The organism is Nocardia sp. NPDC047648, assembly GCF_040642815.1.
Lineage (GTDB): Bacteria > Actinomycetota > Actinomycetes > Mycobacteriales > Mycobacteriaceae > Nocardia > Nocardia gamkensis.
Map to the genome: position 1 here is coordinate 41039 of NZ_JBEYSX010000001.1, position 26973 is coordinate 68011.

The 26973-nt window shown below is 68.9% G+C and carries 23 protein-coding genes; 11 read left to right on the plus strand and 12 right to left on the minus strand.

The genetic code is table 11. The annotated features are described in order from the left end of the window. Positions 1-137: 137 nt before the first annotated feature. Positions 138-1733 (plus strand): FadD3 family acyl-CoA ligase, encoded by a 1596-nt coding sequence (locus ABZ803_RS00180; RefSeq protein WP_357030620.1) that lies wholly within the window; start codon positions 138-140, stop codon positions 1731-1733. A 244-nt stretch (positions 1734-1977) separates the two neighbouring features. Here ABZ803_RS00180 and ABZ803_RS00185 read toward each other — a convergent pair whose 3' ends face one another. From ABZ803_RS00185 to ABZ803_RS00200, 4 genes are read right to left on the minus strand one after another with little or no spacing between them, the layout of a single operon-like run. Next, positions 1978-2796 carry an SDR family oxidoreductase gene (locus tag ABZ803_RS00185; RefSeq protein WP_357030623.1) on the minus strand — a complete coding sequence of 273 codons (819 nt, stop codon included), beginning with the start codon at positions 2794-2796 and terminating at the stop codon, positions 1978-1980. Between the two features lie 58 nt (positions 2797-2854). Beyond that, the gene (locus ABZ803_RS00190) at positions 2855-3586 is read right to left on the minus strand and encodes a glucose 1-dehydrogenase (RefSeq protein ID WP_357030626.1); all 732 of its coding nucleotides are present in this window, start codon (positions 3584-3586) and stop codon (positions 2855-2857) included. Further along, positions 3586-5289: a 3-oxosteroid 1-dehydrogenase gene (gene kstD, locus ABZ803_RS00195; RefSeq protein ID WP_357030629.1), complete on the minus strand. Its 1704-nt coding sequence runs from the start codon at positions 5287-5289 to the stop codon at positions 3586-3588. Before kstD ends, ABZ803_RS00190 begins: the two co-directional genes overlap by 1 nt. A gap of 13 nt (positions 5290-5302) precedes the next feature. Continuing rightward, complete coding sequence (locus ABZ803_RS00200) at positions 5303-6058, minus strand: glucose 1-dehydrogenase (RefSeq protein ID WP_357030632.1); 756 nt, start codon at positions 6056-6058, stop codon at positions 5303-5305. Between the two features lie 217 nt (positions 6059-6275). Here ABZ803_RS00200 and ABZ803_RS00205 point away from each other — a divergent pair, with 217 nt between their 5' ends. From ABZ803_RS00205 to ABZ803_RS00220, 4 genes are read left to right on the plus strand one after another with little or no spacing between them, the layout of a single operon-like run. Continuing rightward, positions 6276-7403 carry an LLM class flavin-dependent oxidoreductase gene (locus ABZ803_RS00205; protein ID WP_357030635.1) on the plus strand — a complete coding sequence of 376 codons (1128 nt, stop codon included), beginning with the start codon at positions 6276-6278 and terminating at the stop codon, positions 7401-7403. 35 nt (positions 7404-7438) lie between these two features. Next, complete coding sequence (locus ABZ803_RS00210; RefSeq protein ID WP_357030638.1) at positions 7439-8197, plus strand: glucose 1-dehydrogenase; 759 nt, start codon at positions 7439-7441, stop codon at positions 8195-8197. A 16-nt stretch (positions 8198-8213) separates the two neighbouring features. Further along, a complete protein-coding gene (locus ABZ803_RS00215; RefSeq protein WP_357030641.1) occupies positions 8214-9152 on the plus strand; it encodes an alpha/beta hydrolase in 939 nt (312 codons plus the stop codon). Positions 9153-9183: 31 nt separating this feature from the next. Then, positions 9184-9537: a VOC family protein gene (locus tag ABZ803_RS00220; RefSeq protein ID WP_357030644.1), complete on the plus strand. Its 354-nt coding sequence runs from the start codon at positions 9184-9186 to the stop codon at positions 9535-9537. A 57-nt stretch (positions 9538-9594) separates the two neighbouring features. Here the strand turns inward: ABZ803_RS00220 and ABZ803_RS00225 are convergent, their stop codons facing one another. The 3 genes from ABZ803_RS00225 to ABZ803_RS00235 all read right to left on the minus strand — a co-directional run bounded on the left by ABZ803_RS00225 (position 9595) and on the right by ABZ803_RS00235 (position 13024). Next, on the minus strand, positions 9595-11160 hold the full coding sequence (locus tag ABZ803_RS00225) for an NAD(P)/FAD-dependent oxidoreductase (RefSeq protein WP_357030647.1): 1566 nt from the start codon (positions 11158-11160) through the stop codon (positions 9595-9597). A 561-nt stretch (positions 11161-11721) separates the two neighbouring features. Further along, entirely contained in the window at positions 11722-12246 is a 525-nt protein-coding gene (locus ABZ803_RS00230) for a hypothetical protein (protein ID WP_357030650.1), read from the minus strand. A gap of 145 nt (positions 12247-12391) precedes the next feature. Then, positions 12392-13024 (minus strand): helix-turn-helix domain-containing protein, encoded by a 633-nt coding sequence (locus ABZ803_RS00235; protein ID WP_357030654.1) that lies wholly within the window; start codon positions 13022-13024, stop codon positions 12392-12394. 96 nt (positions 13025-13120) lie between these two features. Between ABZ803_RS00235 and ABZ803_RS00240 the strand changes: the two genes are divergently transcribed. The 6 genes from ABZ803_RS00240 to fadD11 all read left to right on the plus strand — a co-directional run bounded on the left by ABZ803_RS00240 (position 13121) and on the right by fadD11 (position 20935). Next, the gene (locus ABZ803_RS00240) at positions 13121-14014 is read left to right on the plus strand and encodes a metal-dependent hydrolase (protein ID WP_357030657.1); all 894 of its coding nucleotides are present in this window, start codon (positions 13121-13123) and stop codon (positions 14012-14014) included. Positions 14015-14076: 62 nt separating this feature from the next. Then, a complete protein-coding gene (locus tag ABZ803_RS00245; protein WP_357032574.1) occupies positions 14077-15063 on the plus strand; it encodes a PDR/VanB family oxidoreductase in 987 nt (328 codons plus the stop codon). A gap of 59 nt (positions 15064-15122) precedes the next feature. Next, complete coding sequence (locus ABZ803_RS00250) at positions 15123-16625, plus strand: aldehyde dehydrogenase family protein (RefSeq protein WP_357030660.1); 1503 nt, start codon at positions 15123-15125, stop codon at positions 16623-16625. After that, positions 16622-18088: an NAD(P)/FAD-dependent oxidoreductase gene (locus tag ABZ803_RS00255; protein ID WP_357030663.1), complete on the plus strand. Its 1467-nt coding sequence runs from the start codon at positions 16622-16624 to the stop codon at positions 18086-18088. The genes ABZ803_RS00250 and ABZ803_RS00255 overlap by 4 nt, the downstream gene beginning before the upstream one ends. After that, positions 18085-18963, plus strand: coding sequence for an SDR family oxidoreductase (locus ABZ803_RS00260; RefSeq protein ID WP_357030666.1), 879 nt, complete (start codon positions 18085-18087; stop codon positions 18961-18963). Before ABZ803_RS00255 ends, ABZ803_RS00260 begins: the two co-directional genes overlap by 4 nt. A gap of 130 nt (positions 18964-19093) precedes the next feature. Beyond that, positions 19094-20935 carry a fatty acid--CoA ligase FadD11 gene (fadD11, locus tag ABZ803_RS00265; protein WP_357030669.1) on the plus strand — a complete coding sequence of 614 codons (1842 nt, stop codon included), beginning with the start codon at positions 19094-19096 and terminating at the stop codon, positions 20933-20935. Positions 20936-20949: 14 nt separating this feature from the next. Here fadD11 and ABZ803_RS00270 read toward each other — a convergent pair whose 3' ends face one another. From ABZ803_RS00270 to ABZ803_RS00290, 5 genes are all read right to left on the minus strand, one after another. Further along, positions 20950-21522: a GNAT family N-acetyltransferase gene (locus ABZ803_RS00270; protein ID WP_357030672.1), complete on the minus strand. Its 573-nt coding sequence runs from the start codon at positions 21520-21522 to the stop codon at positions 20950-20952. A gap of 106 nt (positions 21523-21628) precedes the next feature. Continuing rightward, positions 21629-21907: a hypothetical protein gene (locus ABZ803_RS00275; RefSeq protein ID WP_357030675.1), complete on the minus strand. Its 279-nt coding sequence runs from the start codon at positions 21905-21907 to the stop codon at positions 21629-21631. A gap of 224 nt (positions 21908-22131) precedes the next feature. Beyond that, a complete protein-coding gene (locus ABZ803_RS00280) occupies positions 22132-23559 on the minus strand; it encodes an NAD(P)/FAD-dependent oxidoreductase (protein WP_357030677.1) in 1428 nt (475 codons plus the stop codon). A 26-nt stretch (positions 23560-23585) separates the two neighbouring features. After that, the gene (locus tag ABZ803_RS00285; protein ID WP_357030680.1) at positions 23586-25406 is read right to left on the minus strand and encodes a DUF3556 domain-containing protein; all 1821 of its coding nucleotides are present in this window, start codon (positions 25404-25406) and stop codon (positions 23586-23588) included. Between the two features lie 98 nt (positions 25407-25504). Further along, entirely contained in the window at positions 25505-26971 is a 1467-nt protein-coding gene (locus ABZ803_RS00290) for an AMP-binding protein (protein ID WP_357030683.1), read from the minus strand. Between the last annotated feature and the right edge of the window lie 2 nt (positions 26972-26973).

Consider the following 26973-nt stretch of genomic DNA (forward strand, 5'->3'; position numbering starts at 1 on the left):
CCCGCTGAGCAGGATCGAGACGCCGGAAACCGGCGTCTGTCGCGGGTGCGGGCACTGCGCTGAACGACGTTCCCGGTCAGCGGGATATGTGGCGGCGATCGGACCGGATGAAGCGGCCGGTGCGGCACCATCGCGGCATGGATCGACGGCGTGCAGCGACCGGTGAACTCGCCACGGTTCCCGCGGTGCTGGCCGACCGGGCACGGCGCGACGGCGCGCGGGTAGCGGTGGTGGGGACGGAGGGCCCGCTCACGTACGCCGAACTCGCCACGGCTGCACGGCGCGTCACGCGGGCGGCGATGTCGCGATCGCTGGCACCCGGCGATCGAGTGGCGATATGGGCACCCAATACCGAGCGATGGGTCATCGCGGCGCTCGGCGTGCTCGGTGCGGGCGCGACCCTCGTACCGATCAGCACGCGGCTACGCGGTCCCGAAGCGGCCGACATCCTCGCGCGCAGCCGGTGCCGCATGCTGCTGACCGTTGGCGATTTCCTCGGCAACGACTATGCGGAGATGCTGCGGGAAGCGGGTCGTACGCTCCCGGAACTGCGGACCACCGTGAAGCTGGACGACACCGCTGAAGCCGATGATCTCTCGTGGGCTCGGTTCCTCGCCCTCGGCGGCGAAGTGCCCGTCGCCGCGGCCGATGCGCGGAGTTCGTCCGTGGACCCGGAATCGGTCTCCGACATCCTGTTCACGTCCGGCACCACGGGTGTGCCGAAAGGTGTACCGGTCACCCATCGGCAGACCATCGAGACGTTCACCCACTGGGCCGATACCGTCACTCTCTCTGCTGACGACAGATACCTCCTGGTCAACCCGTTCTCCCACACCTTCGGCTTCAAAGCGGGGATCATCGCGTGCCTCTTGCGCGGCGCGACCATGGTGCCGGTGGATCGATTCGATCCGGAACAGGTGCTCAGCGTCATCGAGCGCGAGCGGATCACCGTGCTGACCGGGCCTCCCACCCTCTTCCACGACCTGCTCGCCCACAATCGGCGCGGGACCCATGATCCGAGTTCACTGCGTCTGGCGGGTACCGGTGGTTCGAGTGTGCCGACCGGCTTGGTGGAGCGCATTCGCCGTGACCTGAGTGTCGACAAGGTCTTCACCGGATACGGACTGACCGAATCGACCGGCGTCGCCACAATCTGCTCACCCGACGCACCCGTGCGCGTCATCGCCGTCACCGTAGGAAAAGAGCTGCCGGGTACGCGGATTCGTGTCGTGGACAGTTCCGGGCGGACCGTGCCGGTCGGTGAGCCCGGCGAAATCGTGGTTCGCGGTCCCAATGTGATGCACGGTTACCTCGACGACCCGCGAGCAACAGCGGCCGCGATGGATTCCGCGGGCTGGCTGCACACCGGCGACATCGGCACCATGGACGCCGACGGCTACCTGCGCGTCACCGACCGCAGCGCGGACATGTTCATCGTGGGCGGATTCAACGTCTATCCCGCCGAAATCGAGCAGATCCTCCGCACGCATCCCCGCGTACGAGACGCCGCCGTGGTCGGCGTTCCCGACTCCAGGCTCGGCGAGGTCGGCTTCGCCTTCGTCGTCCCGGCCGGACCCGCCGAGATCGAGACCACGGAGATCATCACGTGGACCCGGACCCGAATGGCCGGCTACAAGGTCCCCCGTCACTTCGAGTTCGTAGCGGAACTACCCCGAAACGCCGACGGCAAGGTGCTCAAGCGCGTTCTGCGCTCACATCGGGCACAAACCTGAGCGATGCTCGAGATGCGCCACATGAGGATCGACCCGCACACCAGCCGGATACGGCAACTGACCGAGGCGTCGCCCGGGAAATACCGAGACCAGCCGAACTCGCCGGCGCCGCACGCGAAACACGCAGTCGGGCCGTTCGCGCCACCTGACACCAGCGTAGAACCGCTCGGCCGGTAGGTGGCCGGTGCCGTAGCACTCACCTACCGGCCCAATGGAACTCTCCGGCCACCTGCCGGACGTACTGTCAGGCGACTTCGTTCTTCATCTGAGCGGTGAGGATCTTCTGGTAGCCCGCGCCGAAAATCCGGGGCAGCCAGTCGATCACGTGGGCGTCCGTGCCGATCAAGATCTTCGCTTTGTTCTTTCGGATGCCGTTGACGATGACCCGGGCGGCGTGCTCGGGGGTCGTCTTGGCCAGGCGGTCGAAGTTGGCGGCCAGGGCGTCGCGGTCGCGATCGCCGCCCGCGCGCGCTTTCCAGGCGATCTCGGTCTTGATCATGCCCGGGTGCACGCTGCTGACGCCCACCGCGTGACCGGCGATGTTCATTTCCTGCCGCAGCGCGTCGGTGAAGGCGCGGATAGCGAATTTCGTTGCGCTGTAGGCGCCTTGGCTGGGGCACGCGGCCAGGCCGAACATGCTCGACACGTTCGCGATGTGCCCGTCACCGGAGGCGATGACGTGGGGCAGGAACGCCTTGGTGCCGTAGGCGACGCCCCAGAAGTTGATGCCGACGATCCATTCGAAGTCGGCCCAGCCGAGTTCTTCCACGTTCGCGGTGAGCGAGACTCCGGCGTTGTTGACGACCAGATTGATCCGGCCGAAATCCTCGGCCACCTCGTCGGCGTGGCGATAGACCGCATCCCGGTCGGTCACATCCAGCTTGTAGGCGCGGGCTTGCGCGCCCTCCTTGCCGCACAGCGCGGCGGTCTCGGCGACGTTCTCCACGTTGCGGCCCGACAGTGCCAGGTGGGCGCCGCGGCGGGCGAGTTCGATCGCCAGTGCCCGGCCGATGCCCGCGCCCGCGCCGGTGATCACGGCGGTTGCGCCCTCGAAGTTCTTCACGGTTGATTTCCTTGTCTCGCTCGGCGGTCGGTCCGCCGGGTTGCCCTGCCGGACGTCGTCACAGGGAGGTGTAGCCGCCGTCGGCGACGAATTCCGAGCCGGTGCTGAAGCTCGACTCGTCACTGATCAGGAACAGCACCAGGTTCGCCAGCTCCTCCGGCCGCCCGGCCCTGCGCATCGGCTGATTGCCCGACATGCCCTGCGAGCGCGTGGAATCGGCGGTCATCTCCGTGGCCACCACGCCGGGATGCACCGAGTTGACCCGGATGCCGTCGGCGGCGAACTCCTGTGCGGCCGTCTTGGTCATGCCGCGCACGGCCCATTTGGACGCGGTGTAACCGAGGATGTTGGAGAAGGCGATGATGCCGCCGATCGAGGAGATGTTCACGATGGAGCCGCCGCCCGCCCGGCGCATCGACCCCAGCACCGCCTTCATGCCGAGGAACACCCCGACCTGGTTGACGTCGATCACCTTGCGGAAGTCGGCTTCCGACAACTTCTCGATCGGATCGACGTGCACGATGCCCGCGTTGTTGACCAGACCGGAGACCGGCCCGAAAACCTGCTCGGTGTAGGCGATCACGTCGTTCCACGCCGACTCGTCGGTGACATCCAGCGGCAGGAAGGTCGCGGCGTCGCCCAGCTCGGCGGCCAGCGCCACGCCTTCGTCCACCAGGACATCGGTGATCACCACCGTGGCGCCCTCGGCGACCAGCCGCCGCGCGAAGGCCGCGCCCATCCCCCGTGCGCCGCCGGTGACGATGACGTTCTTACCGTCGATCCGTCCCATCAACGCTCTCCTTCCACTGCGTGCCGCGCGGTCGCGCCAGGCTGGTTGTCGGCGAGGTGACCGGCCGCGATGTAGCCGAACACCATGGCGGGGCCGATGGTCGCGCCCGCACCCGCGTAGTCGTTGCCCATCACCGAGGCGGAGTTGTTCCCCGCCGCGTACAGGCCCGGGATCGGCCGGTCGTCGGAGTCGAGGACGCGAGCGTGCTCGTCGGTCACCAGACCGCCCTTGGTGCCCAGATCGCCCGGCACCATCTCCACCGCGTAGAAGGGGCCCTGCTCGATCGGGGCAAGACACGGATTCGGCCGCACGGTCGGGTCGCCGTAGTAGCGGTCGTAGGCGGAATCGCCGCGCCGGAAGTCCTCGTCGCGGCCGGCGCGGGCGAAGCGGTTGAAACGCTCCACCGTCGCGGTCAGCGCCGCGGGCGGCACACCGATCTTCGCCGCCAGTTCGGCCAAGGTCTCGGCCTGGTCGATGATCCCGGCATCCGCGTACTTCTGCGGGAGCGGACGTTTGGGGAAGTTCCCCAGGAACAGATACCGGTCGCGGAAGCGCTGATCCATGATGAAGTACGCCGGAATGTGCCCGACGCCCGCCGCTTCCTGCTCGTACATCCTGTGCACCACGTTCACGTACGGGGCCGATTCGTTGACGAACCGTTCGCCCGCGTGGTTGACCATGATGCCGCCGGGCTGGGAGCGCTCGGCCAGGCAGAAGAACGGCGGCCCGTCGGGATTGCGCACCGACGGACCCCACCAGGCGTCGCCCATGAGATCCACCGCGCCACCGGCCTTCTGACCAGCGACGATGCCTTCACCCACGTTCTCGGTGGCGCCCACCGTCCACTCGGTGGACTGTGGCCCGCTCATGTACTGCTCGCGCATCCGCAGGTTGTGCTCGAAACCGCCCGCCGCCAGCACCACACCGCGGCGCGCCTTGATCACCACCGGCGTGCCGTCGTGCTCGGCGCGCACACCGACCACCGCGTCCGCCTCCGTGATCAGGTCGGTCAGCGGCGTGTTCAGCCACACCGGCACTCCGGCGTCACGCAACGACAGCCACAGCCGGGCCGCGAGCGCCTTGCCCAGGCTCAGCGGCAGCCGTCCGCGCAGCTTGTTCCCCACCGCCTGCATACCGACCCTGATCGCGGTGCGCTTCCCGGCCCAGGTGCGGGCGATCATGTTCAGATCGTGGAAGTCGCTGACGGTGAACGCGATTCCCTTGGGGCCCGACATGGTCGGCTGATTGATCTTGTGCAGATCGCCGCCGAGCAAGCGTCCGTCCAGCGGCGCGGGTTCGATGCTGCGCCCCTGGGCCAGACCACCGGGGAACTCCGGGTGATAGTCGGAATAGCCGCGGTCGTAGACGAACTCCCAGTATCGGCTGCGAGCGCCGAGGTAGCGCATCATCTCGGGGCCGCGTTCGAGGAAGGCCCGCTGTTTGGCCTCCGGAACCCGATCGCCCACCACCGCTTTCAGATAGGTGCGGGCCAGTTCCGGGCTGTCGGGCACCCCTTCGCGCTGCAACACCGGGTTGTTCGGGATCCAGATACCACCGCCCGACCGTGCCGTGGACCCGCCGAAGGATCTGCTCTTCTCGATCAGCGTCACCGACAGTCCGCGGTAGGCGGCCGTCAGAGCGGCCGTCATGCCCGCGGCGCCGGAGCCGACGACCACCACATCGAATTCGAATTCCTGAGTCATCGCGTCGCTTCCGTCAGTAACCGCAACCGGTCAGCATGCCGCCGTCGACGACGAATTCGCCTCCGGTGCAGTAACTGGCCGCGTCCGAGGCCAGGAACACCGCCACGTGGGAGACCTCGACGGGCTGCCCCCAGCGCGGGATCGGCAGGCTCGCGAAGAAGCCGTCGCCGTCGACGCCGGAGGCTCCGGACACCGCCGCGGTCATGGGAGTGGCGATGCCACCGGGGTGCAGCGAGTTGACCCGGATACCCAGGTGCCCCAGCTCGCGAGCGGCCGACTTGGTGATGCCGCGAATGGCGAATTTGCTCGCGCTGTAGGCGGACAGACCGGCCGCGCCGACGAACCCTTCCACCGAGGAGACGTTCACCACCGCTCCGCCCCCGGTTTCGGCGAGCGCGGGCGCGGCGGTCTTGATGCCGAGCCAGGTGCCGGTCACGTTGACGTTCATGATCGTGGTGAAGTCCGCCAAGGCCATCTCGGCGATCGGGACGAACCGCAGGATGCCCGCGTTGTTGACCACCGAGTCGAGCCGCCCGTAGTGGGTGAGAGCCTCGGACACCGCCGCGGACCAATCCGCTTCACTGGTCACATCGTGGTGCACGTATCGCACCGCGGAACCCAGTTCCGCGGCCAGCGCCGTTCCCTCGTGGTCGAGCAGGTCACCGAACACCACGCGCGCGCCCTCGGCCACGAACCGCCGCACGTGCTCGGCGCCCATCCCCCGCGCCCCGCCGGTGACCAGCGCCACCTTGCCGTCGAGTTGTCCCACCGAATTCCGTCCTCTCACCGTCGCTTGCCCACCGACGCTAGGTCGCCCGTCGAGGCGCGGCACCGGACCGTCCCGGCCACCGGGACTAGGGCCTGACCTGAGAAGTTCCGGCGGACATATTTCGATTAGGCATACCGCCGCCGGCTGTCCCGCACCGGGACCAGACACCCCGACGAAACCCGAAAACGCCCGATCGGGCGCTCGATAAGGAGACCGGATGAAGTTCTCGATGATCTTCGAAGCCCAGATGGCCGACCCCTCGCGCGAGCACGAGCACCAGGTGCTGCGCGACTGTGTCGAGCAGGCGGTGCTCGCCGACGAGATGGGGTTCGACACCGTGTGGGCGGTCGAACACCACGGGCTGAAGTGGTACGCGCACATGAGCGCCCCGGAGGTCTTCCTCACCTGGGTGGCCGCCAAGACCGAGCGGATCCGGATCGGGCACGGCGTGGTGTGCATGCCGTTCAACTTCAACCACCCGGTGCGCGCGGCCGAACGCGCCGCGATGCTCGACGTGCTGTCCGGCGGACGGCTCAACCTCGGCGCGGGCCGCGGCGCGACGCCGGTGGAGACCTCCATGTGCGGTGTCGACCCCGAGCGCACCTACCAGGAGGTCGAGGAGTCGCTGCGGATGATCGGCAAGGCGTGGCAGGATCCGGAAGCCGAATTCGAGTACAACGGCGAGCTGTTGCAGGTCTCGCCGCATTCACTGCTGCCGCGGCCGGAGCAGTTGCCCCATCCGCCGCTGTTCATGGCCTGCACCAAGAAGGACACGCTGAAGATGGCCGCCGACTACGGAATCGGCGCGCTGGTGCTCGGTTTCGCGGGCGTGGAGGAGATCGCGGAACTGCGGCGCACCTACGACGAGGCGATCGCCGCGCGCACGGGTGAGCGTTTCGTGTCGACCGTGGTGAACGATCATTTCGCGGCGCTGTGCCCGACCATCGTTCTCGACGACCGGGAGAAGGCCCAGCGGATCGGCGCCCGCGGGCAGCGTTTCTTCGCGCAATCCATCAAGCACTACTACGGCGCGGGCCCGGCGCCCGACGAGGCCGTCGACCCGAACGCCGACGAGCTCGCCGCGATCAAGCAGGCCGCCGACGACCATGTCGCCTACCTGCACGAGGCCAAGATCCCGGTGCAGACCGGCGCCACCTCGGTCTTCAACGCCGACCACGCCTACGGCAGCCCCGAGGACGCCATCGCCTACGTCGAGCGTCTGCAGGCCGCGGGCGCGGACGAGATCCTCTGCCTGATCCAGATGGGCACGGTGCCGCAGGAGGCCTGCCTGGAGACCATCCGGCACTGGGGCGAGAAGGTCATCCCCCACTTCCGCAACAGCTGATCTCGGCGATCGCCGACGACAACGAGGAGTTCGACATGGTTGACCTGAGTGGGAAGGTCGCCCTGATCACCGGCGCGGCCCGGGGACAGGGCGCCGCCGAGGCGCGGCTGTTCGTGCAGCGCGGCGCCCGCGTGGTGATCACCGACGTTCTGGAGGAAGAAGGCGCCCGGCTGGCCGAATCGCTCGGCGCCGCCGCACGTTTCGTGCGGCACGACGTGGGCAGCGGCGAGGACTGGGAAGCCGCCGTGGCCGAGGCGGTCTCGGCGTTCGGCAAGCTGGATGTCCTGGTGAACAACGCCGCGATCTACACCGCGAAGCCGCTGGCCGAGACCACGCCGGAGGAATTCGAGCGCGTTCTGCGCGTGAACCTGATCGGGGCGTTCCGCGGCATCCGGGCGGCGGTCGGTCCGATGACGCGGGCGGGCGGCGGCTCGATCGTCAACATCTCCTCCCAAGCGGGCCTGGAAGGGCTGATGGGTCACGCCGCCTACGGCTCCTCGAAATGGGGACTGCGCGGCTTGACCAAGACCGCCGCGCTCGAGCTGGGCCCGGCCGCGATCCGGGTCAACTCGGTGCACCCCGGCCCGATCGCGACGCCGATGGTCCCGTACCTGACCACCGGGCCGGGCAGCTTCCCGTCCTTGCCGCTGCAACGCACCGGCGTACCGGAAGAGGTCGCCGAACTGGTCGCGTTCCTGGCCTCCGACGCCTCGGCCTACATCACCGGCGCCGAGGTGACGATCGACGGCGGCTTGGCGGCGGGCAAGTTCCTGCCACCTGAGGCACAGCACTAGCGAAGGAGCGAGCCGGATGCCGCTGACACCCGAAGCGCAGGTGGTCGTCGACGCCGCAAGCGCCGCGTTTCCCGCGTTGGGCACCGAAGTGCTCGACGCCACCGAGGCACGGCGGCTGCTCGCCGCGCGTGCCGCACCGGCCGCGGAGCCGATCCCGGTCGCCCAGGTGTGGGAGCGGCGGATCCCCGGTCCACCGGGCGCACCCGAGGTCCGGGTCCGGATCTATCGGCCCGCCGGCGCCGTGGCGCCGGCTCCGACGGTGGTCTTCTGCCACGGTGGCGGGTTCGTGATCTGCGGCCTCGACAGCCATGACCGGTTCTGCCGGGCCATGGCGGTCGGAGCGGACGCGGTCGTGGTGTCGGTGGACTACCGGCAGGCGCCCGAACACCGGTTTCCCGCGGCGGCCGAGGACGCGTACGCGGCGCTGTGCTGGGTCGCCGACCACATCGGCTCGCTGGGCGGCGATCCCGCCCGCCTCGTGGTGGCGGGGGACAGCGCCGGCGGCAATCTCGCCGCCGTGACGGCGTTGATGGCACGAGATCGCGGCGGCCCCGGGATCGCCCGGCAGCTGCTGCTGTATCCCATGCTGGACCCGGCCTGCGACAGCGCGTCCTACCGGGAGAACGCCGAGGGCTATTTCACCACCGCCGCGCACCTGCGCTGGTACTGGCGCCAATACCTGGGCTCGCACGACGGCGCCGACCCGTACGCCGACCCGCTCGGCGCCGACCTGTCCGGACTCCCGCCCGCGCACATCGTCACCGCCGAATTCGATCCACTGCGCGATGAGGGCGAAGACTACGGGCAGCGGCTGCGGCGAGCCGGTGTCGCGGCCGAGATCCGCCGATACGACGGGATGTTCCACGGCTTCATGAGCATGGCCGACACCCTGTCCGAGGCGGCACTGGCGAACACCGCCGCATACTCGGCCGTTCGTGCCGCCTACCGTCCCTGATCGAGCCCGCACACACCGTTACGGAGCACAAATGACGATCCAGCGAATCGGCCCCGCCTACCCCACCGACGACCTGCCCACCACCGTGGCACTGCTGACCGCCGTCTTCGGCGCCGGGCCCACCGTGGTGGACGGCGACCGCTGGGCCCAGTTCGACAGCAACGGCGTCCGGGTCATGCTCGCGGGCACCGACCGTGACGACGACACCCCGTTCCTCGCGATCAAGGTGGACGATCTGGATCTCGCGCTCAACCGGTTGCGCACCGAGGGTTTCGAGGTCGCGCAACCGGTCACCGGACCGCACGAGCGCCGCGCCGTCATACGACCGACACCCGGTTCCGTCTGGCACATCGCGCTCTACGAACCGATCACTGCCCAGCCGTGACGCCGAGCCGACGCGGACACCGGACCAGCGGTGCGAGCGCGGCTCGGCCGAGCCCGCTCATTCGGCGCGGATCACCGTCGGTTCTTCGGATTGCACCGACGGCGCGGACTTCCTCGTCCACTTCCCTCGTTTCGGGCGCTTCCGATCCGGCGCGGCCGGATCGGACGCGACGGTGCCGAACGATTCGGACGGCGGCCGCCGCATAGCGCGGTCGAACGTGCGGGCCGAGGCAGGCCATGGGTTGGTGACGCGCCCACTGTCGTGCTTGTACCAACACGGTCCCATGGCGGGCCAGACCGTCTTCGCGACAGCTCGCTCGATCCACTCCTGGTGTGTCCGCATCGCGGAAGCGCGGACTTCGATCGTGGGGGCGCCGATCCGGTCGCGCCAGCGCAGGCAACGAATGATGTAGTCGATCTGGCATTCCTTCATCCCCGGATTACTTCCCGCGGGATTGAAGCTGTTCGGTCCGGCGATCAGGAAGGCGTTCGGAAACCCGGGGACCGCCACCCCCAGCAGCGCTGTCGCGCCCGAGCGCCATTGGTCGTGCAGGAGGACTCCCCCGCGTCCGCGCACGGTGATCGGAACCAGGAATTCCGGAGCGCGGAAGCCGGTGGCGTAGATGATGACGTCGGCCCTATGGTGCGCGCCGTCGGTGGTGAGCAGTCCGTCGCGGGTGATCCGGGCGATCGGGGCGGTCACCAGCTCGACGTTGTCCCGGGTCAGCGTCGAGTAGTAGTCGCTGTCGAAGATGATGCGCTTGCCCCCGAGCGGATAGTCGGGGGTGAGTTTCGCGCGCAGCCGTGGGTCCTCGATCCGGCTGCGCAGATACCGTCGGGCAGCCCATTCGGCGGGACGCGCCGACCAACCCCGGCGCATGATCGGCGCGAGCACGACGTCGGCACCGTAGTACAGGGCTCGGCGGTAGAGGCGGTGGGCGCCGGGCAGCCGCAGCACCGCCCGGGCGAGCGGTCCGAAATCGGCCGGCGGTTTGGGCAGTACCCAGTGCGGTGTGCGCTGGAAGACGCGGACGTGGCGGGCGGTCGCGGCCAGGGTCGGCAGCATCTGTGCCGCGCTCGAGCCCGTGCCGATCACGGCCACGTCCACCCCGCATAGGTTCTGGCCGTGGTCCCACCGCGCGGAATGGAAGGATGGTCCGGCGAAATCCTCGCGTCCGGCGATGTCGGGCACGTTCGGCCGGTGCAGCTGTCCGACGGCGAAGATCACCACGCGCGCGAACACGCGCTGTCCATCGGAGGTGGTCAGTTCCCAGCCGCCCCGGTCTTCCAGATAGGTGGCCTCGTCGATCGCGGTGCCCAATCTCAGGTGCGGCGCCAAGCCGTGGTCGGCGGCCACCTGGCGCAGGTACTCCAGGATCTCCGACTGGCGCGGAAACCGGGTGCGCCGGCTGCGGTAAGGGGCGAACGAGAACGAATACAAATGGGACGGCACATCACAGGAGCACCCCGGATAGGTGTTGTCCCGCCAGACCCCGCCCACGTCGCCGCCCCGCTCGAAGATCACGAAATCGGTGATCCCGGCCCGTCGCAACCCGACTCCCATCCCGATGCCGCCGAACCCCGCGCCGACGACAGCCACCTCGCAGGTCATCGCGTTTGCCACCCCGCCTCCTTCACAGCGCATAGTCAACATTGAGCTACCTGAACTCTTCGTTGGCTGAAGCGCTGCGGATGGCAAGATCGTCGAGCTGGGTCTTCGGCCTCCCATGACAAGCCAGAAGTGCGCGGCCCCACCGCAAAAGGCTTCGTGACACGATCAGCGGGACGATGACCGGCGAACCGTCCACGGCCGCTCGGCAACCTGCGGCGCACAGTTCGTTCCCCGATTTCCGAGCCGAACAGCACACCTTTCGCTATTCAGGGGAACGGTGTGGATCCGCATCGTTGCAGGCCGGAGGACCTGTCGGCTTCCCGCCGAATCGCGCACGCGGTCCCGCGCCCTGCTACCCGCGCCACACCGGCGCGCTCCGTCGCCGAGCGCGTGACCGCGAGTACAGGTTCGTCGGGGCGCTCGGCAACGGCACGTCACAATTCGCGATCCGAGCGATCTATTTCGTCGACCGAGACCGAAATCGGCTGAGGCACACCGAGGAAGAGGAACACGCCACCGGCGCCGACTCCGGGTCACCGCGGCGACGTGAACCGGGGCCGCCCGCCCCGCTTCTCACGCCGTAGTTGTTGCGGTCAGGTCGTCGAGCAGAATCATGACCTCCCCTTCCCGCTTCACCACCTCGCCGAGCCGGATCGTCAAAGCGACGAGGGCGCTGTCGTCCACGGGGTCGGCCGGTTCGTGCTCGAGACGCTGCCATTCACCGGCGGCGGAGACACTGCCGAGGATCAATTCCCGCTCGCCGTCTCCGGCGCCGCGCAGTCGCGCAGACACCCTGATCGAGGCGTGCGGCGAACGCACCCGCAGGCGCAGGGCCGTCAGCCGTCCGGCGATCGAGAACGCCTGCCCGGGTTTGGCCACGAGATCGACCTCGAGATCGTCGGTCGCCGACCGGACCAGCAGGACGAGCGCCCGGTGGTCGGCGCCCGCGACGCCATCGGCGTACACGCCGGGCCGCTTGCTCGGCGCGCCTTCGGCGAATGTCGTGAGATGCGTCCGGTCCGCACCGGTTCCGGCGATCTCCCACTTGTCCTTGCTCTCGAAGTCGTCCAGGAGCACCTCGACCGAAGCGTCCGACATCCCCGCCGTCCCTTCCTCCGCGCCGGACATTTCTCCGGCCCCGCGCAAACCCTACAAGTCACCGAATGTGGTTGCCGCGCCGCAACGGTGGATTCACCCGCGGCACATCTGCGCGCCGGTTTCACCGAGCGGATGCGCCCGGGTATCAGCCGGACACGACGTCGGGTCCGGCCACTACCGGCACCAGGTGCGTTCGTGCGAAATCGCCGAGCTGCTCGTCGGTTCGGAGTTCGGTGAGACCGTGCGGCGCGAGGATCAACGAGTGGACGATCCGGCACACGATCTCGGCGCGAGTGGTCAGATCCGTCGCGGGCGGGAGGATCCCCCGCTCGACGGCACGCTGGAGCGCGACATCGGTGGTGTGCACGGACATCGCGAACGGACCCGCGCCGTCGACGGTGAGCTTGAGGACCACGCGCGCCGGCTCCAGCGCCAGCATGCGTTCGACCAGCGGGTTCGTGCGCCAGCGGGTGATGACGGTGACGAAGATGTCGGCGACCAGATCGCCGAGGTCGTCGTGACGTTCGGCGATCTCGGTGATCTCGGCGAGCACCGCGGCCACCTCCCGACTGATCACGGCTTGCACCAGGTCGTCGCGGCCTCCGACGTGGCGGTAGACCGTCACCCGGTCCACACCCGCCTTCCGGGCCACTTCCTCGATCGTCGTCTTCTTGACGCCGACCTGCTCGAACTGCACCAGAGCCGCGTCCAAGATCCGGGTGACCAGGGTTCCGGCGACGTTTTCGCTGCTCGCGGCGGCCTTCGAGGCGGTGGGCATAGGCCAACGCTAGCAAAACCGCCCCCTCCTGCAACATTCGAACCGAGTTGTTGCTGCAACATTGCAATACGATTTGTAGCTATGTAGGGTCGGGGCATGGCTGAGCAGGCAGGCGCGTCGGAGCGCCCGTATCGCGACGAAGCGCATGCCATCCATGCGCGCGACGTCCATTTCGATTTCGATTCGGTGCCCATGCACTACGTGCCCGGCGAGGCCTTGGCCACCCACATCGTCAATGTCATGCACCTGGTGCTGCCGGAAGGCGAACGGGCCATGGCGCAGGCGCTGGCCGAGGCCCTCCCGCACATCGACGACGAGCGGTTACGGGAGGAGGTGACGGGATTCATCGGGCAGGAGACCATGCACGCGAGCAGCCACGAGGCCGCGCGCAGGCATCTGCAATCCATCGGCCTGGACGTCGAGTCGTATGTCAGCAAGGTCGCCTGGCTGGTCGATCGCATCCTGGGCGACCACGGCCTGACCGGGCGCGCCCGGGAGGAGTGGCTCAAGGAACGGCTCGGCCTGTTCGCGGGCATGGAGCACTACACCGCGGTCCTCGGGGAATGGCTGCTCAACGCCGACATCCTCGAAGCCAAGGGCATGCACCCGGCGATGCTGGACCTGGTCCGGTGGCACGGCGCCGAAGAGGTGGAGCATCGCAGTGTCGTCTACGACGCGTTCATGCATCTCGACGGCAGCTACGCGCGCAAGGCCCGCACGGCGCTTCTGGCCAGCGCGACGTTGCTGCCGCTGTTCATCGTCTCGACCGCCTATCTGTACCGCAAGGACCCGTCGCCGCGGAAAGGCCGGTTCTGGGGTCTGCAGTTCTGGAGCGCGACCCGGCGCGGCGTCATCCCGAAATGGACGGTCTTCTTCACCGAGATGCCGCGGTACCTGCGGCCGGGCTTCCATCCGTCCCAGTTGGGGCCGATGGACAACGCCCTGCGCTATCTGGCGCACTCGCCTGCCGCGCGGGCGGCGAACCGATGAGCGGCGCGCCTACCGTGACCGACCGCCCGGCGCCGCCGGGACTGCGGCTGATCGGCGATGTCATGGACCTCTACCGGAAGGTGTTCGTCACCGGACGCGCCGCGCCGCTGCTGTCGCGCCCGAACATGGTGCGCGGCACGGGATTCGACTTCGACACCACCATCGCCGCGATCGATCGGCCTGCCGCCGACGTGGTGGGCCTGACGTTGCGCGCCGCCGGTGGCGGTCCGCTGCCCGCGTGGCGGCCGGGCGCTCACGTGGACGTCTTCCTGCCCTCGGGACGCCAGCGTCAGTACTCGCTGTGCGGCGACCCGAGCGACCGGTTCCGGTATCGCATCGCGGTGCGGCTCATCCCGGAGGGCGGCGGCGGGTCCCGCGAGATACACCGATCGCTGCGAGTCGGCGACAGTCTGCGGATTCGCGGGCCGCGCAACGCATTCACCTTCGTCGAGGCGCCGTCGTATCTGTTCCTGGCCGGTGGCATCGGCATCACGCCGATCAAACCCATGGTCCAGGCCGCGGGTGCCCGTGGGCGCCTGGTGTACGTCGGCCGCTCGCGCGCCACCATGCCGTTCCTCGCCGACCTCCCCGATGCCGAGGTCAGGCCGGACGACGAATTCGGACCACCGGATGTCGCCGCACTGTTGTCGCGCGCCGAACCCGGCGCGGCGGTGTACGTGTGCGGGCCGCCGCCGATGCTGGAGGCGGCGCAGCGGTGCATGTTCGACCTCAACCCGACCGGCTCGCTGCATACCGAACGGTTCTCCGCGCTCCCGGTGGCCGACGGCGCGGATTTCGACCTCACCTTGGCCCGCACCGGCGCCACCGTCCGGGTCGCGGCCGACGAAACGGCGCTCACCGCGATCCACCGCGTGCTGCCCGATACCCCCTACTCCTGCCGCCAGGGTTTCTGCGGCACCTGCAAGGTCGCGGTCGTCTCCGGCGCCGTCGACCACCGTGACCGCGTGCTCACCGCCGCCGAACGCGAGAGCCAGATGCTGGTCTGCGTCTCCCGCGCCGCGGGCGAACGCCTCGTGGTCGACCTCTGAGACCGCCACACGAAAGGGACAGCGTTGTCTATCCGTCGCCGATCGAGCGAGACGATCCGATGAGCGTCTCGACCGGCCACCCCGCACCGTCCGCGGTGTCGACCTTCGATGTGCACGACCCTGCCACCGGCGCGGTGGTCGGCACCTACCCGGTCCACGACCGCCATGCCGTCGATGCCGCCGTGGCCACGGCTCACCGGGCCGCGGCCTGGTGGCGTGACCTCGGCTTCGCCGGGCGCGCGCGGCACCTGGACGCCTGGCGCGGCGAGATCGCCTCGGGCCGTGTGGAATTGGCCGAGGTGATCCACCGCGAGATGGGCAAGCCGATCTCCGACGCCAAGCTCGAGATCGCCATGGCACTCGAACACCTGCGGTGGGCGGCGCGCAACGCCGAGAAGGTACTCGGGCGCCGTAGCGTGCCGTCGAGCCTGCTGACGTTCAACCACGCGGCCACGGTCGAATACCGTCCCCTCGGGGTGGTCGGCGTCATCGGCCCGTGGAACTACCCGGTCTTCACTCCGCTCGGTTCCATCTCGTTCGCGCTCGCCGCCGGAAACGCCGTGGTATTCAAACCCAGCGAGTACACCCCCGGCGTCGGGCTGTGGCTCGCGCAGGCCTTCGCCCGCACCGCGCCCGCCGAGCCGGTGCTCCAGGTGATCACCGGGCTCGGCGATACCGGGAACGCGTTGTGCCGCAGCGAAGTCGGCAAGATCGGGTTCACCGGCTCCACCGCCACCGGCAAGCTGGTCATGGCCGCCTGTGCGGAGAATCTCACGCCGGTGCTGATGGAGTGCGGCGGCAAGGACGCGCTCATCGTCGACGCCGACGCCGATCTGGCAGCCGCCGCCGACGCGGCAGTCTGGGGCGGGTTGTCCAACGCGGGGCAGACCTGTCTGGCCGTCGAGCGCGTGTACGTCCATGCCGATGTCTACGACGAGTTCCTCGCGAAGCTGGTGGCGGCGGCGGCCGAGATCGAGGCGGGCGGGGAGGGCTCGCGCATCGGACCCATCACCATGCCGAAACAGCTTTCGATCATCCGCCGCCACATCGAGGACGCCGTCGCGCGCGGCGCGCGGGCCGTGCTCGGCGGCCCGGACACGATCGATCGCCAGTTCGTCCAGCCGACCATCCTCGTCGACGTCCCCGAGGACGCGGCCGCGGTGACGGAGGAGACCTTCGGTCCCACCCTGACGGTGACCAGGGTCAGGGACATGGACGAGGCCGTCGAGCTGGTCAACCGGGGCGCGTACGGGCTGGGCGGCACCGTCTTCGCCCGCCGCCACGGGCGCGAGATCGCCGACCGCATCCGCGCGGGCGGCACCTCGATCAACGCCTTCGTCGCGCACGCCACCATCCCCGCTCTGCCGCTCGGCGGTGTGGGCGCTTCGGGGTTCGGCCGCGTGCACGGCCCGGACGGCCTCCGGGAATTCGCCTACGCCAAAGCCACCACGCGCCAGCGCTTCCCGTCCCCGCTGCCGCTCACCTCGTTCCGGCGCGACCATCGCGCGGACGCGATCGCCGACTTGCTCGTGGCGGTTCTGCACGGAAGGAAGCACCAGTGACATCCGACCCGATCGAACACACACCCGTAGCGATCGTCGGCGCGGGACTGGGCGGCATCGGCCTGGCGATCAAGCTGCGCGAGGCCGGATTCGACGACCTGGTCATCCTCGAACGAGCCGACGACCTCGGCGGCACCTGGAGCGCCAACACCTACCCCGGTTGCGCGTGCGATGTGCCCTCGCACCTCTACAGCTACTCCTTCGCGCCCAATCCCGACTGGTCGCGCACCTACGGCAAGCAGCGCGAAATCCTCGACTACCTGCGCACGGTGGCCGTCGAACACGATGTCGTGCGGCACATCAGGTTCGGCGCCGAACTGCTCGACGCCCGGTGGGACGAGCAGCGTTCGCTCTGGCGCATCGAGACCTCGCGAGGAACGCTCACCGCGGACTTCCTGCTCTCCGCCGCCGGGCTCTTCGCCGAGGCGAAGTATCCGCAGCTACCCGGCATGGACTCGTTCGCGGGCACGTCATTCCACTCCTTGCACTGGGATCACGACCATGATCTCACCGGCGAGCGGGTCGCGGTGATCGGCACCGGCGCCTCGGCGGTGCAGTTCGTCCCGGAGATCCAGCCGAAGGTGGCCCAGCTGCTGCTGTTCCAGCGATCGGCCCCGTGGATCGTCCCGCGCATGGATCGCCGCACACGCGACCTGGAGCGGCGGCTGCTCCGGCGTATACCGCTGGCGCAGCGCGCGATCCGCGGCGGGTTCTACGCGGCGATCGAGACGTTCGGGCTCATCTCGCTGGTCGACCAGCGCTTCCGGCACCCCTACGAAGCACTGGGCCGCTGGCAGCTGCTGCGCCAGGTGCGCGATCGGGATCTGCGCGAGAAGCTCACACCCGACTACGTCATCGGGTGCAAACGCGCCATCTTCTCCGACACCTACCTCCCGGCGCTCGACCAGCCGAACGTCGACGTGATCACCCAACCCATCGCCGAGATCCGGCCGCACTCGATCCTGCTGCGCGACGGCAGCGAGCACCCGGTGGACACCATCATCTTCGGCACCGGCTTCACCTCGATCCCGACCGCCTACGAACGCTACGCCGGACGCGACGGCCAAACGCTCGCCCAGCTCTACCGTCGACGGCCGCAGAGCTACCTCGGTGTGGCGGTGGCCGGGTTCCCGAACTTCTTCTGCACACTCGGTCCCTTCGGCGCCGCCGGTAACCAGTCCGCGATCTACATGATCGAATCCCAGATCGCCTACATCGTCGACGCCCTGCGCCACGCACGCTCCTCCGGCGCGCGCCGCGTCGAGGTGCGCCCGGAGGCGCAGGCGGCTTTCCTCGCGGAGATGGCGCGCCGGAGCTCGTCGACGGTATGGCTGACCGGCGGTTGCCGCAGCTACTACCAGACGCCCGACGGGCTCAACGCCGGTCTGTATCCGAACTGGAGTTTCGAATACCGGCAGCGCACCAGCCGATTCGACACCGAAGCCTACGAGGTGAGCCGATGATCGACGACATCTTCTCGATCGGCCGTAGGCGCCGGGGCTATTCGGTCGAGGGCCGGGTCGCGCTCATCACGGGCGCGGGCCACGGCATCGGGCGCGAACTGGCGGAGGTGCTGCACGATCGGCGGGCCTCGGTCGTCCTGGTCGACGTCGACCAGGACGCGGTCGGCGCGGCCGCCGCGACGCTGGGCGAGCGCGCTCTCGCCATCGCCGCCGACGTCACCGACCGCGCGGCGATGCGCGCGGCGATCGACCGGGCCGCCGGGCATTTCGGCCGCTTGGACGTGGTGGTGGCGAATGCGGGCGTGGTGCCCCGGCCTGCGACGGTGCGCACGCTCGACGGGCGGGACTTCGATCGGGTCATGGACATCAACCTCACCGGTGTGTTCAACACGGTGCGCCCGGCGCTCGACCACGTCGTCACCGCGGGCGGTCACGTGGTCGTGGTGTCGTCGTGCGCCGCGTTCGCGCCCGGCATGGCGGGAGCCCCGTACATGATCAGCAAAGCGGCGGTCGAACAGCTCGGCCGGGCGCTGCGCGTGGAACTGGCCCCCTTCGGCGCTTCGGCGGGCATCGCCTATTTCGGCATCGTGGACACCCGGATGACACACGACACCCTCGATCACGACGAACTCGGCCGCGAACTGGACGAGCTGCTGCCCTGGCCGTTGAACGTGCGGATCTCGGCCGCGCAGGCGGCCGGGACCATCGCCGACGGCATCGAGCGGCGCGCGGCGCGCACCATCGCACCGGCGGGCTGGGAGCCCTACGCACTGCTGCGCGGGGCGATCAACGTCGTGCTCGACAGCGCACTCGCCCGCGACACCCGCGTGCACGATTTGCTGCGCCGGGTCGAAGCCCGCGCGACCCCGTCGTAACCTCCGAGCCCGTCTCATTCCGCATGCGGTCGCCGTACTCCGGTCACGGCGGCTCGCGGCCGTCCATCTCAGCTCCACGCAGCACGGTCCGGCCGCAACCCGTGTCACCCGATCCGAAGGAATTCCTCCTGTGCGCACCCCGACCTTCGACACACTCCCCGCCGCCTTCCAGTACAACGCCACCGTCGATCCGGACGCGATCGCCCTCCGATCCCCCGGGGACGCCGCCACCCTCACTTGGCGCGAGTACGCGGCGCTGGTCCGGCGAATCGCCGCCGGACTGTCGGCGCTCGGGGTGCGGCGCGGCGACACCGTCGCCTCGATGATGTCCAACCGCATCGATTTCTATCCCCTGGAAGTCGGGGCTCAGCACCTGGGCGCCACCAGTTTCTCGGTGTACAACACCGCGGCGCCGGAACAGATCGCGTACGTCCTGGGCAACGCCGGTGTGCGACTGGTGATGTGCGAGCCTCGGTATGTCGAGCCGATCCGTGCGAGCGGAGTCGAACTCGACCACATCGTCTGCCTCGACGACGCACCCGAGGGCACTTTGTCGCTCGCCGACGTGATCGCCGCGGGCGAGGAGAACTTCGACTTCGACGCCGCGTGGCGTGCGGTCCGGCCGGATGACGTCGCCACGCTGATCTATACGTCGGGGACCACCGGCAACCCCAAGGGCGTGGAGACGACGCACGCGAACCTGATGTTCGAGTGCTACGCCGTCGATCGAGTGCTCGGAGTTCGCTTCGGCGACACGATCACGTCCTATATGCCGACCGCGCACATCGCGGACCGGCTCACCGCGCTCTACTTCCAGGAGGTCTTCGGCACCCAGGTGACCTGCGTCGCCGACCCCACCGGGATCGGCGCCGCGCTGGCCGACCTGCATCCCACGATCTGGGGCGCCGTGCCTCGCGTATGGGAGAAGCTGAAGGCGGCAATCGAATTCGCCGTCGCCAGCGAACCGGACGAGGACCGCCGGGCCGCACTGCACTGGGCGTTGACGGTCGCCGCCCGGCGCAGCGCGCACCAATTGAACGGGGAACCGGTCCCGGCAGCGGTCGCCGCCGAGTGGGCGCGCGCCGACCGGCTCGTGCTGTCGGGGCTGCGTGCGAAACTCGGTCTCGACCGGGTCCGCTGGGCGATCTCCGGCGCGGCGCCCATCCCGGCCGAAACGCTCGGCTTCTTCGCCGGCCTCGGGATCCCGATCGCGGAGATCTGGGGCATGTCCGAACTCACCTGCATCTGCAGCGTCAGTCATCCCGGCGAAGCCGGACTCGGCACCGTGGGCAAGCTGCTGCCCGGCATGCAGGCCAGGATCGCCGAGGACGGCGAACTACAGGTGCGTGGACCGCTCGTGATGAAGGGCTATCGCGGAGAACCCGGCAAGACCGCCGAGGCCGTCGATTCCGAGGGCTGGCTGAGCACCGGCGATGTGATCACCATCGACGACGACGGATACCTCCGGGTCGTGGACCGCAAGAAGGAGTTGATCATCAATTCCGCCGGGAAGAACATGTCCCCCACCAACATCGAGAACGCGATCAAGGCGGCGACCCCGCTGATCGGGGCCATCGCCGTGATCGGCGACGGCCGCCCCTACAACACCGCGCTGGTCGTCCTCGACGCCGAATCCGCCGGACCGTACGCCGCGCGCCACCATCTGCCGGACTCCTCGGCGGCGGCGTTGTCGGCCGATGCCGGTGTCATCGAGCGGATCGCCGCCGGCATCGCCGCGGGCAACGCCCGACTCTCGCGGGTGGAGCAAGTCAAACGGTTCCGCCTCTTGCCCGCCTTCTGGGAGGCGGGCGGCGACGAAGTCACCCTCACCATGAAACTCAAGCGGCGAGTGATCGCCGAGAAGTACGCCACCGAGATCGCCGAACTCTACGACGCCGACCCCGGCCGCGCTGTGCACGAACCCGGCGCACCTGTCGCCACGGCGGCGGATTCGGCGCTGACAACGGGGTGAGACCGGGCGGGTGATCACCGCCGCATGACCCAGTACATTCCGCGACCGGACTCCGCCGGCGCGGTCGTCTCCCGTGGCTCGATCCGATCCAGCCGGTAGCCGAGCCGCCGGGCGACCGCGGCACTGCGGACATTGGCCTCGTCGCAATGGATCTCGACACGGTCGACACCGGGTAATGCCAACGCGATACGGGTCAAGGCGGCCGCGCTCCGGGTGATCACTCCCCGGCCGGAGTGCGCGGTGTGACACCAGTAGCCGATCTCCACGGCTCCCGCACCGAGCCGGTCGTGCAGACCGATCGCGCCGAGCACGTTGCCCTCGGCGTCGAAGATGCCGAAGTTGAAGCTTCCGGCGGCGCTGGGCCAGCTCTCGTCCGTTTCCCGGCCGAAGGCGCGTTGGCCCTCCAGCGTCGCCGGTTCGGGCAACCAGTCCATCCAGGGGTGGATCTCGTCGAACGACGCGTTGATCGCCTCGAGCCGCGGCAACAGATCCTCCGGCAGCCAACGCCGCAACAGCAGTTCTCCGACTTCGATTCGTTGCGGCGGCCCCACACCCGGTGCGAGCGCGTAGCGCGGTTGGATGTCCATGCCCGTATATGGTGCTCGTCCGGCGCACGGGCGGGCAAACCGATATTTCGTGTGCGGCCGATGCGCGCGGCAGCCCGTCGGCTATCCGCCCGGGCCGCGATGCGCCTCAGGCACCGCGGAGGCGGACCTCGGCGTCCAACTCGGCGGCAGCCGTGGCCAGTGCCGACGCGTCCGGATCGGCTCCGAGCCGGTCGGTCAATTCGGCTCGCGTCAGAATCAGCATTCCGCGCGTTTCGGGTCCGGTACCGGGTTCGATCCTGAGCTGCCCCTCTTCCAGGACCATCCGCGCGTCCGGCTCGCCCGCGGCCAGCAGGCGGCGCAGGTCGTCTTGCGTGACCCGACCGGAATGAGGTGCGTTGCTCGGCGTCGTGTCGTCAGCATCCATGGTGATCGATTGCCCTGGCGATCCCACAGGAAACCGGCCGGCCACGGAGTGACCGGTCGGCGGTATTGCCCGTTTCGCCCGATCAGGCGAGAGCGATCGCGGCCCCCAGCGCGGCCGGGACGGTGGACTGCAGGCCGTCTGCGCCCCCTGCCCGGAATGAGCGCGCCTCGCGGCCGGCGTCGACGAGACCGGCCGCTACCCGGGTGCCAGCGGCGTGCGCGACGCTAGGACGGCTCCGCGATGCCCGCTTGCCGGAGAGCCCGCTGCGCGGCGTTCGCCCCGCACATGCCGTGCGCACCGGGGCCCGGCGGTGTGGCCGCCGAGCAGAGATAATGACCCGGCACACCGATGTCGTAGGGTTGCAGCGTCTTTCGAGGACCGAACAGCAACTGCGGAATGTCCTTCGCCCCCGTCATGATGTTGCCGCCCACGTAGTTGGGGTTGTATTCGGCGAAGCCCGCGGCGCTGCGCACGCTGGTCCCGGCTATGCGGTCGCGGAAACCCGGAGCGAAGCGTTCGATCTGGGCGGTGACGGCCGCTGTCGCGTCGCCGGGATAGCCGTTCGGCACGTGGGCATATGCCCAGATCGGATGGATGTCGCCGACCGACCGTTGCGGATCGGCGAGGTACTGCTGGCCCACCAGGACGAAGGGGCGTTCGGGCATGCGTCCCGCGTGGATCGCGCGTTCGGTGGCGGCGATCTCGGCGAACGTGCCGCCGAGATGCACCGTTCCCGCCCGTCGAGCCGCCTGCGCCGTCCACGGCACGCCGCCGTGCACGGCGAAGTCGACCTTGAACGCGCCCGGTCCGTAGCGGAACGCGCGGTAGGACCTGCTGACCCGAGGGGGCAGGCGCTCACCGAGGATGTCCGCGACCGCGGTGGGCGCGAGGTCCCACATCGTCAGTTCCGCCTGCGGCAGATCGGACATCGATCGCACGTGGATGCCCGTTTCGATCTTCCCTCCGAGGTCACTCAGCACCGCGGCCATGGCTTCGGTGATCCGTTGCGATCCACCGGCGGCGACCGCCCAGCCGTAGGTGTGGCCCGCGGTGAGGATGCCCAGGCCGACGCTGGCGCTGAGCGGCCGATGCAGCGGGTGGAAGGCATGCGCGGCGACGCCACCGAACAGTCCCCTGGCCTGCTCGGTACGGAACAGGCCGGCCAGCAGCGTGGCCGGGGCCAGGGCGGGAATCCCGAAACGGGCCAGCCGGATCGGATGGCGCGGCAGGCGCAGCAGCGGCCGCATGATGTCGGCGCTCATCCGGTCGTAGCCCGCCACCGTCCGTTCGAACAGCAGCCGCCATGCCCGGCCGTCGCCGCCGAGACCGGCGGCGGTCTCGGCGACCGAGCGCAGCAGCACGCCCGCGCTGCCGTCGTCGAGCGGATGGACGCAGTCGATCTCCGGCCATGCCCAGGACAATCCGTAGCGTTCCAGGTCCAGGCCGCGCAGGAAGGGAGAGCCGACCGCCATCGGGTGGATGGCCGAGCAGTGGTCGTGCAGCAGACCGGGCACGATCGCCTCGCCGGTGCGGGTACCGCCCCCGATCTCGTCGGCGCCCTCCAGCACGGTGACGTCCAGTCCGGCCCTGGCCAACGTGATGGCCGCGGCCAAGCCGTTGGGGCCGCCGCCGACCACGACTGCGGTGCTCATATCGCTCTCCTGTCCGTGCTGGGGCCTCAGCCGACCGGCTGCGGCGCGAGGACCCGAGCCGGGTCCTCCGGCGGCATCGGCACCGTGTAGTCCGCTCGCCGCCAGGTCACCTCGTGCGGGATCGGGCCGTCGGGCAGCCACGGCTGCGTCTGCGCCGCGTCGCGCACTCGCCAGGTGCCGCGTTCGACGACGCCGAGCGCCGCGTCGATGACCTGATACCGCTGGATACCCCGGTGGATGGGCTGCGACTCCACCCACACCACGATCCACTCGCCCGGCGCGAATCCGACCCGGGACTGCACGGCCTCGATCAGATCCAGGTTGTGCAGGTGGCCGTCGCCGAAGTTGAAGCCGATCAGCGAATTGCAGCCGAACTCCGCTTCCCGGACGGTCCACCGGTCGATCGCGGGAATGTGCTTGTACAGCAGCGAGAACAGTCCGCGCCCTTGACTGTGCATCGAGCGCCACGCGATGGTCTGCTGCATGGTGATCTCCGCGACCTCGGGCGGGTAGCCCATGGCCTTCAACTGGTCGATCTGATTCAGCGTGGGCCGGTGCCCGATGGTGTTGAGCTTCTCCTCCGCGCCGGGCGCGAAGACCCACAACGCGGACGCCCAGTTGCCGGCGTACTGGCGCATCGACGGCAGGAACGACACCAGATCCGGGCGCAGATTCCCGAGGATCGGGAAGAACACCAGCGCCGCGACGATCACCAGGGCCAGCCACGGGGAGGAGATGTCACCGAGGCCGTACCCGCCGCCGTTGGGGAAGCCCAGGAACAGGAACACGGTCAGGTAGGCGAACAAGACGTTCCACTCCAACGGCACCGCCAGCGGGAACGTCGAGGTGATGAACGCGTGGAAGACCACCATCAGCACCACACCGGCCAGCGTCAGCCGGTGGTCGGTGGAGAACAGCAGCACCAGCGGTGTGACGATCTCGACGGTCGTACCACCGACATGGGCCAGGAACGAGGCGACTTTGGAGGGGCGGATGTCCCGGGGGAAGTCACGGTAGTGCAGGCGCTTGATCCACTTGGCGGGCACGCCGGGGCTGTTGGAGACCATCGGCGGTACCACGTTGCTGAAGTGCCGCCCGAACTTCGACACACCCGCGCCGATCCACACCGCGCAGATCAGCAGCTTGGCGGCGATGATCATGTCGACGAACGGCAACGCCGCGAAGAACACCAGGGCGGGCAGGTACTGCTCGCCGCGGGCGGTGAGGAAGATCGTCTTGTCCCGCAGGCCGCACAGCACGTACAGCGCGATCGGAGCGATCAGCAGCGCCGGATTCACCAAGCCGGAGGTGTTCTCGGGCAGCACCGCGCTGAGCGAAGCGCTCGGTACGCCGGGCAGCACGATCGCTGCCAGCAACGTCGCCAGGAACGCCAGGTACAGCAGCACGTCGAGCACCGTGCGGGTATCGCCGCCGGTGAACGGCACCCGCCGCCACGGCCGCAGGCGGATCGTGCCGGGGCGCGCGTAGAAACGGATGCCTCCGGTCATGGGCTTGAACTTGCCCGCCAGCGGCCCCCACGACCCGGCGATGCCGATCGCTTCGATCAGGACGGTCCACAACACCAGCTTCTGGTAGACCACCGGCTCGTTCCACCACGCCGAGACATCCCAGAACGGCCCGACGCCGGAACTCCAGGTGGCCAAGACGACCCCGCCCAGCACCGAGACCAGCAGCACCTTGAGCAGATAGATCGTATGGATCATCTTCGGCGTGCCGAAGCCGTATTCGGCCCAGTGCAGGGCGAGCGTTCGCATCCGCTCCCGCAACGGTTGGTCGAGGAATGTCGTCACATCGACGGGCGGGAAATCCGCTGTTTTGAATCCCATTGTTCGGCCTTTCTCATCCGATGAATCGAGCGCATACGAGGACCCGGACGATTTCGTTTCGGATCATGGATTTCCGCTCGGCACCGAGCGGAGAATGTCTACGGGGTGGCGGTCGTGTCGGCGACGAGCGCGCGGAGTTTGCGTTTGTCGATTTTTCCGACCGGATTCCGGGGTAGTTCCTCGGTGAGTTCGATCGACACCGGTACCTTCGCCCGGGCCAGGGACATGCGGCAGTGCGCGAGGAGATCTTCGGCACCGACCCGCTCGCCGGGCATCGTCACCACATGGGCGACCGGGACTTCGCCGAGTACCGGATCGGGAGCGCCGACCACGGCGGCCTCCAGGACCGCGGGATGGGCGTGCAGGACGTTCTCGATCTCTTTGGGGTAGATGTTCTCGCCGCCCCGGATGATCATGTCCTTGATCCGGTCGACCAGGACCAGGTATCCGTCCTCGTCGAAGTAGCCGACATCCCCGGTGTGCAGCCAGCCGTCGACCACCGTCCGCGCGGTCGCCTCCGGCCTGCCGAGATAGCCGCGCATCACGTTGGCGCCCCGGATCACCACTTCCCCGCTCGTCCCGGCGGCCACGATCGCTCCTTCGGCGTCCATGATCGCGACGGTCTGCCCCGGCAGCGGCAGCCCCACCGTTCCCGGTTTGCGCGGCCCGCCCGGCGGATTCAGCGTCGAGGCACAGGTGCCTTCCGACAGTCCGTAGCCTTCGACGATCGGTACACCGAAACGGGTTTCGAATCGCGCGATCAGTTCCGCGGGCATGGGCGCGGCCCCGCAGATCACACGGCGCAACGACGAGGTGTCCGGCGTCGAATTCGCCTGCTGCGCGACCAGCATCGCGTAGATGGCGGGTACGGCCGAGAAATAGGTGGGCCGAACGCGTTCCACGATGCCGAAGAACGCCGAGGCCGAGAAGCGGCCCGCGATCGTGGCGCGTCCGCCCGCGACCAGCGGCGACAGGACGCCGACCACGATTCCGTTGACGTGGAACAGCGGCAAGGTGAGCAGGCTGTGGTCGGTGTCGTCCAACGCCAGTGCCTCGACGAGCATCTCGCACATCGCGGCGATGTTGGCGTGGTCGAGAACCACCCCCTTCGGCTGCCCCGTGGTGCCGCTGGTGTAGATGATCAGCGCAGCAGCGCCGGGGTCGAGGGGCGCCGGTTCGGTCGCGGCGGCCTCGCGGCCCGCGCCCGCCACTTCGGTCATATCGAGCGTTCCCGCTCCGCGTCCGCCTTCGGTGACCACTACCTTCGCCCGGCAGTCCTCGATCTGATAGCGCGCCTCCTCGAAAGTGGAATCCGGCTTCACCGGGGTGACCGCGGCGCCGAGCCGCCACGCCGCGAACAGAATGACGACGAATTCGAGTCGATTCGGCAAGACGAGGGCGACCACATCGCCTTCGCCGACTCCGTTCGCGGACAGCACAGCGGCTGCCGCGCATACCCGTTTCGCGAAAGTCTGATTGTCGAGTTGTTCGCGGTCGTCCGCGATACAGGGACCGGACGGATTCCATGTCGCCCGGACCTCCGGAATTTCTACGACGTGCTGCACGA